Genomic DNA, 15,687 nt, shown 5'->3' on the forward strand with positions numbered 1-15,687 from the left:
ATTTCAAAATCGAACAGGTTTTACGTTCTGTTCGTTTTACCTGAAAACAGACAATCCATGAAAAAGTTACTTCTTGTCTTTATCGCTGCTTTTTTCTTTTTGTCTTGCTCCGAACAGGAGGAAGGTAAATACACCGGAAATCAGCTGGAGTTTCAGCTGTATCAATCCAGTACTTACAATTTCAATGGTAATTTGACTGCTAGAGAATTGGTCAATGGGAGTTTGGAGTTCACTCTTCGACTGGATGGATCTAAAACTAACACAGACTATTCCTATCCTGCGCATTTACACTTCGGAAGTTATGATCAGAAGGACAGCCCAATTGCTTTTTTATTGAATCCAGTTTCTGCGAGAAACCTTGAATCAGTAACCGTTTTGGGAACATTGTCTGATGGTTCCAAACTCAACTTTGAATCGATGAAATCGTTTGACGGCCATGTCAAAATCCATTTGGCCAATGAAGGACCTGATTATGGAGTGATTTTGGTGTCAGGAAATGTTGGGCCTAAGTCGGCAGCCAAATTTGAACTCGAAAACTTGGCCATTTGTGGGAATGAATTTTGATCAAATAAAGACCTTAAAAAGGGGTGAGTCAGATCTGATTCACCCTTTTGTTTTTGAGGGATTAATTCAATATCACAGGGAAGGTGATATCTAAATCAGTCTCACCACCGGCTTGAACAAAGTTTTCAAAATTTGGACTACTTGCACCCAGAAATTTTTTATCCAAGTCATGTCTTAAAACAATTCTCCAAATGGTATTATTCGTGTCAGGCGAATTAGTTGTACTTAAGATGTTTCTCAAACCGATACTTTTTCCGCTTGGATCCACATAAGATATTGCAATGATGTTGGATGAAAATGCCGGGCCTAAGAAATAGAACTGATGCTGATCCGCTTCTTTTATAATGTTCTCCGTGATATCAATATTTTCAATGCTGTTCAGCACTTGGATGGTCATTAAATAGGTCTTATTTCGATCCAATGTAATAGCTTCGATGGTAGGTGATCCTCCAATTCCTATGCCCTGTGAGTCACTTGCTTTAAAGTATAATGGGGGGGCGATAGGTGTAATTGTTTGGTTGACTTCAACGAATGTTAGAATTAAATCCGTAATCAATTCCCGGTCATTTTCCAATACAGGTGCTTCGCTATTGCAGGAAGCAAAACTTAACGAGAGTACACCAAGTAACAAAATGTTTAATCTTTGAATGTTGCTCATGGATCTGGATATCTTGGGTTTGAAAAAATTATAATTTCAACTTACAGTGTACGAAAATCTCTATTTGTTACGAAGAGTTTCGACAATAGGTTCCCCTAGACATCTATAGATTCCAAAAATGAGATTGGTGGATACAAAAAAAGCAGCCTAATCAGGCTGCTTTTAAGACTTTTAAGTGACTACTTAGTTGATAATAATAGGGAAGGTGATGTCTAAATCAGATTCTCCTCCTGCCTGAACAAAGTTTTCAAAATTTGGATTGCTAGCACCAGAAAAACTCTTGTTTAAGTCATGTCTAAGTACCACTCTCATGGAAGTGTTGTTAGTTCCTGGAGAAGAGGATACCGTCAATCTAGTCTGCACTCCAATCAATTTTCCTCCTGGATCTGCATAGGAGATGGAAAGAATATTGCTGGTGAACGCTGAACCGAGGAAGAAGAACTGATGCTCATCTGCTTCTTCAATGATTTCTTGTGTGATATCTTCATTTTCGATTGAGTTTCTTACCTCAATATTCATTTGGTATCTTTTTCCTCTTGTAAGTGTAACGGTTTCTATGGTTGGAGCGCCACCTACCACGATACCTTGTGAATCACTTGCCTTGAAGGAGAAGGAACTGCCTACTGGGTTATTTGATCCATCAATTTCCTGAAACTTTAGGATGACATCAGTGATGACTTCACCTTCGTTTTCTTTCTCAGGATCTTCACTTTCACAAGATGCAAATCCCAAAGTAAGGACAGCAAATAGGTAGAGGGGTAGTTTTTGTAGGTTTTTCATAATAATTGATAGTTAGAATTGGTAATTGAGTTTAAGTAAAATGTTTCTTCCCATGTCTGCGGTAAAGTACCTGAATCGATTCATGTATTCCTTGTATTCGGTATTCAGTAGATTGTTTACCTGAAGTCCCACATTGAATTGATTTTCACCTAGTTTAAATTTCCTGTTGTATCCCAAATTAAACAAAGCGTAAGCCGGAGGGGCAGGAGCTAAATCAAATTCGGGTTCGCGGGTTTGCTTTGCCACAAGAACATTGCTTAGGGTAATTCGATTCGCCAGGTTTCCAAAGGAATAAGCCAGTCCCCAGTCCATTCGGTCAGATGGGATAAAAGGAAAATAGGTTTGAGTTTCAGTATTTTTTGCCCGAATGATGGACCCTTTCAGGTAGCCATTGAATTTTTCAGAGAAACTATAGGTTCCTGAAAGATCAAATCCATAAAAGAATGCGTCTGCTTGCAAGTACTCATACACATTGAATGTCCCTCTCAAGCTGACAAAGGTTTCTCCAGTCGGATTAAGGTAGATGTAATCGTTGATTTGATTTAAGTAGGCTGTGAATTCTACTGAGGCCTTTTTTCCTTCATATTCCAGTCCATTGACCCATTTGAGGGATTTTTCAGAGTTGAGATTGGGATCCCCGATCTCAACTGCAGCTGCTCCATGATGAAGTCCTTGGCTAAATAATTCATTGACATTTGGTGGTCTCCAAGCAGTACCTAGATTGGTGGTAAAGGCGAAATAGGGACTTAATTGGTATAGCCCACCAAGAAAAGCCGAGAAGTTTTGGTAGTCTAATTCCGCCTCTTGCAGTTCGTTTCCAATAAATCGTGCAGCGCTTACTTTTCTAAAATCATAGCGTATCCCACCTTCTATTTCTAGCGGACCTTTCAGGTATTTCTCCATGAGGTAGACTCCACCGTTGACCATGTCGTAATTGGGAATCAACGGCGTAACGCCTGTACCTGGAATGTTACTGTTGGCTTGTTGGATGACATTGATTCCCACCGAACCGCTCCAGCTGGATTTGCGGCTGTGGTCCAAAAAAATGTCAAGTGTATTGGTAAACAACTCTAGGTCGAGGCTTGGACGAGCATTCAGTTCACCTCTCCTTCGATCAAACTCTTGTCGCTGGTTCAATTGGAAGCCATACTGAAAGTTGAGTTTCATCTCAGGGCTAAGGTGGTAATGCGCTTTCAGCTTGGCCAAGTGATGGGATACCACTTGTTTGGGATTGTTGATTTCATAAGTGAAATCCGGCTTGATAAAGGGTTCTCCATTTTGGATGATCTCGATCAAATCTGTTAAGTTCCCGGTGTGGGAGTCTCTTAGAATTCCGATTTCGGTATCGAAATAGCTGTAATAGCCTTCTATTCCTAGCTTTTTGGAGCTGTAGCCAATCGAGCCGGAGAAGTTGTATTCTGCCATTCCCGTGTTTGCCTGATAATAGTTTGGCGTCCGGATGTTTCCTGCACGTTTTACCGAACCTTGGACTCGGTAACCCAATCCTTGGATTTTCTCTGACCCTCCGGAGTGCGAAGCGGCGAAATTGCCCATTCTGCCGTTGCTTCCTCCAAGCAGGTTGAGTTCAGTGGTATGTTTCTTGTTTGTAGGAAGGGTAGGAGGATTGACGAGAATCACACCACCCATGGCTTCCGGACCGAATCTTACAGTCTCAGCCCCTTTGATCACGGTGATTTCATCAGCCAAGAAGGGATCTATTTCAGGGGCATGTTCAGCACCCCATTGCTGTCCTTCCAGGCGGATTCCATTGTTTAGAATCATGATTCGATTGCTGTGAAGCCCGTGAATAACTGGTTTTGAAATGGTGTTGCCGGTTGAGAAAGTAGTTACCCCGGCTACACGTTTCAGGCTTTCACCCAAGCTTTCACCTCTGGATTGAAGCAGGGCCTCCCCATACAGTGAAGTCACTGCTGTGGTGGTCTGGACGGCATCCCTATGCCCATGTACTTCTACTCCCGACAGATCCATCGATTCTTCCTGCATCTTGAAGGTTTGATTGGTCGTGCTTCCGCTTAGGTTAATCGTTTCCCTGATTTCTTTATGACCCAAATATTGGACTGTTACCGTGTATGTTCCTGGGCATAGTTCTCGAATGACAAAGTTTCCGTTTTGATCTGTCACTGCTCCTGTTCGAGTTTCTAAAATCCAGACATATGCCGCTTCAATCGGCTGGTCATTTTCCAGGTGAAGGATTTTTCCCCGAAGGACTAAATCACACTTCTGTGCTGAAACCTGAGTGACAGCAAATGCGAATAAGGCAATGGAGAAAATGACCTTTTGAATCATTGTTGCAAAAGTAGGAGGAGAATATTTATTAAACCAAAGTTTTTGAAACAAAGTTGCAAAAAGTTTTTTCAGAGGGAATTTTGGCATAGGGTAACTTATTTTTGGATAAATCGATACCGATTTAAACAAAAAAAACCGGCTTTAAAGCCGGTTTTTGATGGGTAGTAATCGTAGGATTAACCTAACCAAGCAGACCAAGGAATTCGGCTTAGGATAAGCAACAATCCCACGGCATACATCATATAGATACTTCTGAATTTGGATCTTGACTGTTCAAGTTTTTTAGCGCGGATATATCCTACAGAGATAATTGCAATCGCCACAATGTTGATTAGCGGGTGTTCTAAAGCTGTCAGTCTGGACGCTGCGTCAGCCATTGCGCCGCCTCCTGTCAAAAGTGAAAATCCAAGCGGGCTGACGAAGTAGAGAATCAGTCCAAGAAGTAGCTGGATGTGAGAAAGGATGAAAGCGATCATGGCGATTTTTCGGTCTTTTTCTTGGAATTCCCTTCCGGAGAGTGAACCAAACAAAGCCCAGAAAATGACAACGACCAAGCCTAAAAGGGCCAAATAGGCCATTCCTGAGTGAGCGTGTTGAAGTCCGATGTACATAGTGTTGTATTTAGTTTCGTGAAATTAGCAGAAATGAAAATAGGTTAAGGCTTAAATTGTTTGAAACTTATTCCACAAAGAGAACCAGACCTTTAAGGTATTCGGTTTCTGGGTGGAAAATATTGATGGGGTGATCAGCAGGTTGGGAGAGTTGGTGTAGGATCCTAACTTTTCGTTTGCTTTCCATGGCTGCTGCTGTGATGGTATGTGTAAATAGACTTTTGTCCACTACCTGACTGCATGAGAAAGTGAAAAGTATTCCTCCCGGCTTGATTTTGCGAAGCGCTTCGGCATTCAGGCGCTTGTAGGCTTGAACCGCATTGTGTCTGGCTTTGAGGTTTTTGGCAAAGGCAGGTGGATCCAAAATGATCAAGTCAAAATCGTCACCAATCTCCCGAATGTATTTGACCACATCTGCTACGATGGACTCGTGCTTTCCTGAGAAGCCCGAATTCAAGCGCACGTTTTCCTCAGTCAGCTCGATGGCTTTGGAAGAAATATCTACCGAATGCACCTCCGAGGCTCCTTCCTGCAGAGCCAAAACGGAAAATCCTCCTGAATAACAAAAGGTGTTGAGTACTTTTTTACCTTTTGAGTAGGAGGAAACCAGCTTTCTGTTTTCACGCTGATCAATAAAAAAGCCGGTTTTTTGGCCCTTTTCCCAATCGATTCGGTATGCAGCTCCATACTCTTTCACCAAGTCGGTTTCTGCTTTCCCCCAAATCCATTCGTTGGATTCGATTCCCATATTTTTGGGAAGGGTTTCTGCACTCTTGTCATAGACACCTTTTAAGCCGTCTCCATAGACACTTTTCAAAGCCTCCGCGATCTCTTGACTGTGACGGTGCATTCCCACATGATGGGCTTGGATGACAGCTGTGCCATTATAAAAATCAATGATCAATCCCGGCAATCCGTCACCTTCTCCATGAATCAATCGATAGACGTTAGTTTCTTGATTTTCAGTCAGTCCTAATGCTTTTCTTACTTCAAAGGCTGAAGTAATTTTTTCCTTCCAGAATTGCTGATCGATGACTCTTTCCTCAAAAGATATGATCCTGACCATGATGGATCCTTGGGAAAAATGCCCGATTCCCAGAAATTCAGTTTTGGAGGAATACACCGCAACCAAATCCCCATTTTCCACTCCGGGATCTGTTTTGGCTATCGCCCCGGAAAAGACCCAATGATGCCTTCTTAGCAAAGAGACTTCTTTTCCCTTTTGTAATATCAGTTTAGGATAGTTCATACTTAGAATTGGTTTTATCTGGAAAGAGCATGCTGCCTACCAACATAGATAGCCCGCTGCCAAAAAGGCCAATGAGGTGGGACTCCTCAGTTTGTAAGTAATTTTCTGAAGCAAGGTATACGATCATTCCGAATACCATGGACATCAAGGCTCCCATTTTGGAGGCTTTTTTCCAGTAAAGACCGGCTGTAAGCGGAACAAATAAGGAAACCAACATCAAAATGGAGGCGCCCGCGACTAGTTCGTATATATTGGATTTCCAACTTGCCATCAGGATAGCAATCAGTGCGACGGCTACCACATTGATCCTTAAAATCCAGAGGAAATGACGGTCTTTAAGCTTTCTACCAAAGTAAGGCCGGATGAGGTTTTCTGAAATGATTGCCGAAGGAGCCAATAATCCGGAACTCGTGGTACTCATGATTGCGGAAATCAAAGCGCCGAAAAAGACAATCTGCACCGGCATTCCTCCATGCTGAAGCACCATGGAGGGCAGTAGCATTTGCTTATTTTCGAGATAAAGCTCCGGATATAGAACTTTTGCTCCCAAGGCAATAAACAGCGGTAGCAATCCAAAACTGAGATAAAATGCCCCCGCCAAATAGGTGGACCGGACCGCTACTTTTTCTGATTTGGAAGACATCACGCGCTGGTAGATGTCCTGGGAAGGAATGCTTCCTAAGCCAAGGATAATCCAAGCTCCGAGGTATTTGGTCCAACCGGAAACGGTGGACTCAGGGAAAAACTGAAAGCTCTCCGGAGGTGCCTGTGCGAAAATCTCTCCCACTCCTCCTGCTTCTTTAGCCACCATCACAGCGACCCAAAGCAAACCTACCACGATCATGGTGGTCTGGATAAAGTCTGTGATGGATATCGCCCACATTCCGCCGAGGAAAGTGTAGAACACCACGATTCCCGCGGAAATCAATATTCCCTCGGTCATGCTCAGGTCGGTCACCGCTCCCAATACCAGGCTCAAGGCCACCAATTGGGCCGCCACATAGCCGAAGTAAGCAGGAATCATAAAGATGGAGGCGAAAAATTCAATCCGCTTTCCAAAAATCTTTTTGAATACGTCACCGATGGTCAGCACATTCATACGGTACATGGGCTTCAGGAAAAACATCCCAAACAGCACCAGGCATAATGCTCCGCCAAAGGGATCTTCGATCACACCTAGTAATCCCTCCTCCAAATACACCGAAGAAGCGCCAAAAATGGTCTCTGAACCAAACCAGGTAGCAAAAAGGGCCGAGGCAGAAAGAAAAAGAGGCAGGGATCGCCCTGCCAATACGAAGTCGTTGGAGTTTTTGACCAACTTGGAAGACCAAGCTCCTACAGCTACAGTCAATGCAAGATAGATGATAATCGCAGTGAGCAGCAAGGTGGTGGAGCTTAGCTTTTGCCGTACATTTTTTCACGAAGCGCCTTGATTTCAGCACTTGCCAAATAATCATCGTAAGGCATTCTTCTGTCTATGGTGCCGCTAGGAGTGAATTCCACGATCCGGTTACAGGAGGACTGCACAAAGGTGTGGTCATAGGAGGACATCAATACGGTACCGTTAAACTCGATGATGGCATTGTTGAAGGCGGTGATCGATTCCAAGTCCAAGTGGTTGGTAGGTTCGTCCATGACCAAGAGGTTAGGGTTCTGAAGCATCATCTTGGAGATCATGCAGCGGACTTTTTCACCTCCGGAAAGCACCGTACATTTTTTCAACGTTTCCTCACCGGTGAAGAGCATTCTGCCTAGGAAGGTTCTCACGTATGCTTCCTCCTGATTGGTAGAGTATTGACGTAACCAATCGATCAAGTTCAGGTCAGTCTGGAAATAGGTTGAGTTATCATTTGGCAAATAGGCCTTATTAATGGTGACTCCCCACTTGAAGTTTCCTTTTGTGGGTTTGCCTTCTTCCATAATGGTTTGGAAAAATTTGTTGACCGCTTGCTTGGTTTTTGATATGAAGGCGATTTTATCACCCTTATCTACCATCAGGTTGACGTCAGTAAAATAGGTAACTCCTCCTTCTTTCAGCTCAAGGTTTTCGGTCATGAAGATCTGATCACCGGCCTCACGCTCAGGTTTGAAGATGATCCCTGGATATTTTCTGCTGGAAGGCTCGATCTCGTCCACATTGAGTTTTTCGAGCATTTTCTTTCTGGCGGTCGCCTGACGGGATTTGGCAACGTTGGCAGAGAATCGGGCAATAAAGTCCTGAAGTTCTTTTCGCTTTTCTTCCGCCTTTTTGTTTTGATCGGATCGCTGCTTCAGGGCAAGTTGAGAAGATTCGTACCAGAAGGTATAGTTGCCAGAGTAGATTTTGATTTTTCCGAAGTCAATATCTACAATGTGGGTGGAAACGGTATCGAGGAAGTGACGGTCGTGAGAAACGACAATCACGAGGTTTTTGAAATCGATCAGGAAGTCTTCCAGCCACACGATGGTTTCTGCATCCAGGTCGTTGGTAGGTTCGTCAAGAATCAGGATGTCCGGATTTCCAAAAAGAGCCTGTGCCAAGAGTACCCGTACTTTTTGATTACCGGCAAGGTCTTTCATCAGACTATAGTGCAGGTCTTCGGTGATTCCCAAGCCTGAAAGAAGTGCTGCTGCATCCGACTCCGCATTCCAACCGTCCATTTCAGCAAATTCCGCTTCCAATTCGGAAGCACGGATGCCGTCTTCTTCAGTAAAGTCTGCTTTCATGTAGATGGCGTCCTTCTCCTGCATGATGGAAAAAAGCTTCTTGTGACCCATCAGGACTGTTTTCAACACTTCTACCTCATCAAACTCGAAATGGTTCTGCTTCAAAACAGCCATTCGTTGTCCGGGAGTGATGTTGATAGCACCGGAGGTGGAATCAATCTCACCGGCAAGGATCTTCAAGAAAGTGGATTTGCCCGCCCCGTTGGCCCCGATCACCCCGTAGCAGTTGCCGGGGGTAAATTTTAAATTGACATCTTCGAAAAGTGTTCGTTTGCCAAACTTGAGCGATAAATTATCTACTGAGATCATGTGTGTATTCCGGTTTTGGGAGGCGCAAAGATAGGTAATTATATTTTTTTGGTTGACCAAAATCCCCCACATCTACCGCTAATTTTCCAATTGATAGAAATCGATGAGAATTAGTTGGGTGGGTTATTTATATTGTCAAATCTATTAGTGAAACATGAGATTGAGTATCCGGGAAATTTTATCTAAAGCACTATTTCTTCTGTTAGCAGGGGTTATTCCAGTTCTTACTGGGGTGGCTCAGATTTCCACAGTGGGAAAAGAGTTTTGGGTGGGATTTATGGAAAACAACCGGGTTCCAGCAAGTTTTAACAGTCCCGGTGCTCCTGATTATTGGATTGTGTTGATCACGGCCAGTGAAAACACCACTGGTGCGATTGAATACTTGGGTAGTTCGACCGCCTTTTCTCTAGGAGCAGGTCAACAGTATACCCTTAGGGTTTCTTCCCTTGACATAGATCTGCTTCATAGGACCTCAGGAGTCATTGAGAACAAAGGCATCCGAATTACTTCCACGGGCAAAGTTGCTGTGCATGCATTTAATGAACGGCTGAGAAGTGCGGATGGAACGGTCGTACTTCCTTTGGGAGCATTGGGAAAAGACCATTACATCACCTCCCATTTTGAAATCAATCCACAGAATAATTTAAATCAGTCCAATGAGTCTACTCTTCTGGTAGTGGCCACAGAGGAAAATACCCGGGTGGAAATTACCCTTGCCGAAGCTTCCATTTCCGGAAATCCAAAGGGAACACCTTATGAAATCACACTCAATCGTGGACAGAGTTATCAAATCAAAGCCCGTGGAGATCTGACGGGTTCGAGGGTGAGAGTAGTGGGAGACAATGCAGATGAGTGCAAAAAAATTGCTGTTTTCGGGGGTAATAAGTGGACCTCAGTAGGGGCATGCGGGGATGCCAATGACCATCTTTTTCAGCAGGCCTACCCGGTCAATTCCTGGGGAACAAGTTTTGTCCATGTTGCCTTGGAAGGAAGATCTTCGGGAGAACTGGTAAAGGTCTTGGCTGCAGAGGACAATACCGAAATCCGGGTAAACGGAACGGCCCGAGGGGTAATCAACAGAGGTCAGTGGCTGCCTTTTGAATTTGGGGCAGATGAATCGGTTAAAATTGAGACATCCAAACCTTCTTCAGTGACTGTGTTTTCGAAAAGTCAGTCCTGTAATGCGCCGGGTTCTTCCAATGCCAATTTCGGAGATCCTTTTATGATCACCTACAGCCCTGTGGAGCAGTTTTTGACTCAGCTCACCTTCAATGCCATCAATCTTCCCTCCATCGTCAATCACTATGTCAATATTGTAGTTAAGACAGGCGATCAGGGTTCTACTAGGCTGGATGGACAAAACATTTCCAACAGTTTTTCTCCCTTGCCTGGCGATCCTTCTTTTCAGATCGCGAGAGTTCCCATTTCCCAGGGAGTACACAATTTGTCTAATTCCTTGGGTTTTGCGGCCTATGTGTATGGATTTGGAAACATCGAGTCTTACGGATATGCCGCCGGAGCTGCACTCAACAATTTAAACTTCCTCACCGATACCAAATATGATTTTGATGTCACAGGAGAAAAAGTAGCCTGTCTGAATCAAGAGGGAGACTGGACGATCAATCCCGAAAATCCCGATTTCACTTACTTCGTTTGGAATTTTGGAGACGGAAGTCCTTTCAAAACGGGAAAGGATGTCACCCATACCTTTTCCAATCCAGGTGTGTATGAAGTCGAAGTAGTAGCTTCCCTCAGCCCCAATTCCTGCGACGATCAGGAAACCATAACTTTTGAGGTACAGGTATTGGAAACCAATGCGGAGATTGTTGGAGAGCAATCGGTGTGTCCTGACGTGGAACAGGTGATGTACCGCATCAAAAACAAACAGAACATTGGTTCAGCGAAATTTGAAGTAGAAGGTGGAGTGATTTTGGAATCTTATGAGGATTCTGTTTTGGTCAGTTGGGGGCCCGCTAATCTCAATGCAGTCTTGAGGATGATTCCCTTTACCGAAAGCGGATGTCCTGGTAATCCTATCGAATTGAATGTGGTAATCAACCAAAGAATAGAGGTAACTGAAGCTGCAGGATTGTTGCAGGTCTGTTTTGATCCTACTATCCAACATATTTACACTGCTCCCAATGCACAGCCTGGACGAGGTTACGAATGGGTTATCACGGGTGGTACCTTGGTTAGTTCACAGGGATTGCCTCAAGCAGAAGTGGTCTGGGACCAGCCCGGAATCACAGGGATAGTGGAATACACCGCATACAGCTTGGTGGATAATTCCTGCGAAGGAAAATCTCCTCCAATCGAAGTGAAGGTTGCACCTGATTTTCAGGCAGAGTTAGCTTCGGTAACCTCAGTGCTCTGTTTTGGAGAATCAACCGGACAGATCAAATTGACAGTGACTGGCGGCCAAGCACCTTACAAATTTGAATGGTCTCATCAATCTACCCTCAATGCTCCGGAAGCCGCAAATCTCCAAGCAGGATTGTATTCTGTGAAGATCATCGATCAATTAGGCTGCGAAAGATTGATCGAAGCCATCGAGATTTCCCAACCTCTTCTTCTTCAACTTAAAGAAGTTCTACCTCAAGGGACTTCTTGCTATGGTAAAAGTGACGGAGAAGTAAGAATTTTGGTGGAAGGAGGAGTAGCGCCCTATTCTCTTGATTTTGAAGGAATAAATTCATTTTCCTCAGAAATCAAGATTCCCGGTCTTTCTTCGGGAAAGTACTCTTGGGAGGTAAAAGATGTCAATGGGTGTAAAATTCCAGTCAACTTTGAGGTTACCTCACCTGCTCCTTTGCTTGTGGATGTACGCTTGGAAAAACCAGCCTGTCCAGGTGGATCAAACGGTGAATTGTTTGTCTTGCCTTCAGGAAATACAGGGCCTTTTCTCTATCGTTGGGGTGATCCGCTTCTGAATGGTCAGTTGGTTACGGGATTATCGAAAGGGACTTATGAGGTAGAAGTCACGGATGCTGCTGGATGTGTTTCTTTGGGAGAGGGGACAGTTACTGAGGCGGTACCCATAATCAGAATGCCTACGGGATTTGATCCTAGGCAAACACCGGGAATATATAAGGGAGTTTCAAACTGTGAGACCGAATTCCAGTTATCAATTTATAATCGCTGGGGGCAGCTGATCTATTTTGGAAATTCGGGCTGGGATGGCACGATTTCTGGAGAGCTCGCACCTGGTGGAACCTATTCCTACTCAGTTAATTATTACTTTCAATTGGAAGAAAAGTCAGAAGTAAGTAATATTAGAGGATCGTTCACCCTGATCAGATAATAACCCCAAACAATAACTAATTTGAGACATCCTTATTCTTAAAAATGAAGCAACACAAAAGACTCACCCTCTTTTTTGTGTGCATTTCATTTTTACTGAGCTTTTCATCAATAGCTCAAAGCACCGTTGGTAAAGAATTTATAGTCGGCTTCATGGAAAATAACCGTAAGGCAACCCAAGCCGATAAAGCTGTGATCGTGGTCACTGCCCAAGAAGCTGCTGCTGGTAGTGTAGACTATCAGGGCCAGAGTTATCCTTTTTCTCTTGCCAAAGGTGAATCGTTTGTTCAGGAGTTCCTTTCTACCACTCAGGATGTTATTCACCGTGATTCTGAGACGGTTTCATCAAAATCCATTTCTATTTCCTCCAGTGGGAATGTTTCGGTTTATGCCTACAACTCCAGACAGAACAGCTCAGATGGCACCTTGGTTCTTCCGATTCCGGCCCTTGGGGATACATATTTTTTAACCGCACACTTTAGTCCTCTCAGTGCAGGGCCTGACAATTCAGAGAGTACGGCTCTGATCATTGCCACTGAAGACAATACACAGGTTGAAATTACACCTTCGCATGCTACCCTTAATGGAAAGCCAGCAAAGATTCCCTTCACGGTGACTCTGAACCAAGGTCAAACTTATCAAATTAAGGCTTTGGGCGACCTGACAGGCACTAGTGTTAGGATTCTTAACCCTTCAGAGGGCAATTGTAAAAAGTTGGCAGTCTTTGGAGGAAATAAAATGACCAGTGCAGGCTCTTGCGGTAGGACAGGGGATCACTTGTTCCAGCAGGCTATTCCAATTGACTATTGGGGTAGATCATTCGTGCATGTTCCCTTACGAAACCGTACTTCTGGAGAAATAGTAAAGGTCTTGGCAGCTCAAAATGGTACTGAGGTAAAAGTGAACGGAACTAGCAATGGAGTGTTGAATGCCGGTGAATTTTTAACTCTTGAATTTGGAACCACTGATTTTGGGGTTATCGAAACATCATTGCCCTCCTCGGTTACTCTTTTGGCAAAGAGTCAAGATTGCAATACACTCGCCAACAATATCGGAGATCCATTTTTGCTGACCTACCAAAGCAATGACCAAATGGTCAAGGACATTGTATTTTACTCCGTCAATGAATTTTATAACAATGCGAATATCATCGCGCCCACTGCAACCCTAAGCCAAATCCGATTGAACGGAGCGGCTATCACTTCCCAGTTTAAACCTTATCCCGGAAAACCGGAATTATCGTACGCCCAAGTCAATGTTGTTGATTTTGAAAATACTTTTTCAAGCCCGGAAGGAGCGATCATTTATGTCTATGGTGCGGGGCAGCGTTCGTCTTATGGCTATTCCGCAGGGTTCAATCTAGCCGGTGGTCCCGATGCGTCAGAGGAAGTAAAATATGAGTTCACCACGGCAGGGGAAGAAGTGGCCTGTATTGGCGTTGAAAGTTCTTGGGAGATTCTTCCCAAGGACGAGATTTTCAAGTTCTTTAAGTGGAATTTTGGCGATGGTTCTCCTTTGGTGGAAGGGAAAACAGCCAATCATACCTATTCCGCTGCAGGAAAGTATAAAGTGATCGTACAGGCAAGTTCGGGTCAAGGAACCTGCGATGTCAACACGGAGTATGAGTTTGAAATTGAGGTGCTACCGGAAGTGGAGGCTAGTATTTCGGGTCCTGAAAAATCCTGTGCTGACCTGGAGGTTACCTATCTCATCCAAGGGAATAATCCTTCAGTTAAGGGTAAGTGGCTCGATGTAGTAGGAGGGCAGAAAGTCTCAGAAACTGAAAATTCCATTACTGTGAGGTGGAATGCTCTAGAGACAGAAGGCGTAATCCGTGCGATTCCTTATGTCGATTCCCGGTGTCTTGGAAAGGAAATTGAATTGAAAGTCGCGATAGGTGAAGGGGAATTATTGGATGCTCCTGAGGGACTTGCAGGCATTTGTGGGATAATAGATGGTCCTGTCACCTACAAAGTGCCCCAGCCCTCATCTTCTGCAACCTACGAATGGGTGGTAAAGGGCGGACAATTTACTTCCGGCGCCACTCCAGCAGAGGTGAAAGTGACTTGGGACCTCGATGCTGCAGTAAAAGAAATTTCTTACAAGGTCACAGATGCGAATGCACCTACCTGTTCGACCGTTTCTGAGATTTTGCAAGTGGTTTCACTTGATCCGATCCAAGTATTGGATGCCGAAAAGGTTCTTCCTACCTGTCCCGGTGAATCAAATGCCTCTGTTTCATTAAAGGTTTCAGGGGGTTCAGGTGATTACATTTACACATGGTCACACGACCCAAATCTTCAATCTTCAATCGCTTCAAACCTAAAAGCAGGAAGCTATTTGGTCACGATTTCGGATAAAAGCGGCTGCGGGAGTCTAAAACATGAAATCGTCATTGCTGACCCATCGGCCATGAGATTGACCAGAGAGTTACAGATTTTGCCCACTACTTGTGCCGGTGTCAATGATGGAGGATTCCGTGCGAAAATCAGTGGGGGAGTTCCTCCTTACTCCGTGGAAGGTTTCAATTCCACCTGGAACGGTGAAGAGTTGGAAGTGAAAAATCTTTCTTCAGGAAATTTCTCGCTGTTTATTTTGGATTCAAAGGGGTGTTCTTTACCCGTATCAGGGATTATCCCTGAAAATAAGCCCATGGTTTTGTCCTTTACGGAAGTTTCCCCAGGCTGTCCAGGCGGGGCAAGCGGGGCCCTTACCGTTAATATTAGTGGCGGAAAACCTCCCTACCTCATCAATTGGACCGAGGGTGATGGAAGTCCCTCGATTTTGGGTGCGGCATCCTCAAAATCCCAATTATCAACAGGTCCAACGCTTAGTGCTGTGCCATCAGGATTTTACTCAGTAGCAGTGATGGATGCCAATGGATGCATTGTATCTTCCTATGGACGAGTCAGAGAAACGGCTCCTAAAGTCAGAATGCCGACAGGTTACATGCCAAAAGATGGTCTATTTGGCCCGGTGTCCAATTGTTCGGTCGACTTTACGTTGCAGGTTTGGGATAGATGGGGACAGGTAATATATCTGGGAAATGAAGGATGGGATGGTACTGTCAGAGGAAATGATGCTCCAGTCGGATCCTATACCTATCAGCTTACCTATTCTTACACAATTGAAGGAATTCCCGAACAAGTCTCAAACCGAGGAGTTTTCACCTTAATCAGGTAAATTAATGCGATCGATAGAGG

Annotated in this window: 10 protein-coding genes; 3 read left to right on the forward strand and 7 right to left on the reverse strand. The window is 44.3% G+C overall.

Annotated elements, in window-relative coordinates:
* Nucleotides 1-57 precede the first annotated feature (57 nt).
* Nucleotides 58-564, forward strand: a complete 507-nt coding sequence (locus DDT91_RS04155; protein WP_187174878.1) for a hypothetical protein — start codon at nucleotides 58-60, stop codon at nucleotides 562-564.
* 61 nt (nucleotides 565-625) lie between these two features.
* Here DDT91_RS04155 and DDT91_RS04160 read toward each other — a convergent pair whose 3' ends face one another.
* The 7 genes from DDT91_RS04160 to DDT91_RS04190 all read right to left on the reverse strand — a co-directional run bounded on the left by DDT91_RS04160 (nucleotide 626) and on the right by DDT91_RS04190 (nucleotide 9,184).
* Complete coding sequence (locus tag DDT91_RS04160) at nucleotides 626-1,222, reverse strand: hypothetical protein (protein ID WP_187174879.1); 597 nt, start codon at nucleotides 1,220-1,222, stop codon at nucleotides 626-628.
* A gap of 183 nt (nucleotides 1,223-1,405) precedes the next feature.
* Nucleotides 1,406-2,002: a hypothetical protein gene (locus DDT91_RS04165; protein ID WP_187174880.1), complete on the reverse strand. Its 597-nt coding sequence runs from the start codon at nucleotides 2,000-2,002 to the stop codon at nucleotides 1,406-1,408.
* Between the two features lie 12 nt (nucleotides 2,003-2,014).
* A complete protein-coding gene (locus tag DDT91_RS04170; RefSeq protein WP_255502017.1) occupies nucleotides 2,015-4,396 on the reverse strand; it encodes a TonB-dependent receptor in 2,382 nt (793 codons plus the stop codon).
* 89 nt (nucleotides 4,397-4,485) lie between these two features.
* Nucleotides 4,486-4,920 carry a hypothetical protein gene (locus tag DDT91_RS04175; protein ID WP_187174881.1) on the reverse strand — a complete coding sequence of 145 codons (435 nt, stop codon included), beginning with the start codon at nucleotides 4,918-4,920 and terminating at the stop codon, nucleotides 4,486-4,488.
* A 67-nt stretch (nucleotides 4,921-4,987) separates the two neighbouring features.
* Nucleotides 4,988-6,169, reverse strand: coding sequence for a class I SAM-dependent rRNA methyltransferase (locus tag DDT91_RS04180; RefSeq protein ID WP_187174882.1), 1,182 nt, complete (start codon nucleotides 6,167-6,169; stop codon nucleotides 4,988-4,990).
* Nucleotides 6,156-7,553 carry a sodium:solute symporter family protein gene (locus tag DDT91_RS04185; protein WP_187174883.1) on the reverse strand — a complete coding sequence of 466 codons (1,398 nt, stop codon included), beginning with the start codon at nucleotides 7,551-7,553 and terminating at the stop codon, nucleotides 6,156-6,158. Before DDT91_RS04185 ends, DDT91_RS04180 begins: the two co-directional genes overlap by 14 nt.
* Before the next feature lie 11 nt (nucleotides 7,554-7,564).
* The gene (locus DDT91_RS04190; RefSeq protein ID WP_187174884.1) at nucleotides 7,565-9,184 is read right to left on the reverse strand and encodes an ABC-F family ATP-binding cassette domain-containing protein; all 1,620 of its coding nucleotides are present in this window, start codon (nucleotides 9,182-9,184) and stop codon (nucleotides 7,565-7,567) included.
* Between the two features lie 154 nt (nucleotides 9,185-9,338).
* Between DDT91_RS04190 and DDT91_RS04195 the strand changes: the two genes are divergently transcribed.
* Entirely contained in the window at nucleotides 9,339-12,485 is a 3,147-nt protein-coding gene (locus tag DDT91_RS04195) for a PKD domain-containing protein (RefSeq protein ID WP_187174885.1), read from the forward strand.
* Between the two features lie 44 nt (nucleotides 12,486-12,529).
* A complete protein-coding gene (locus DDT91_RS04200) occupies nucleotides 12,530-15,667 on the forward strand; it encodes a PKD domain-containing protein (RefSeq protein ID WP_187174886.1) in 3,138 nt (1,045 codons plus the stop codon).
* Nucleotides 15,668-15,687 lie beyond the last annotated feature (20 nt).

It is taken from the genome of Algoriphagus sp. AK58, assembly GCF_014324365.1.
GTDB lineage: Bacteria > Bacteroidota > Bacteroidia > Cytophagales > Cyclobacteriaceae > Algoriphagus.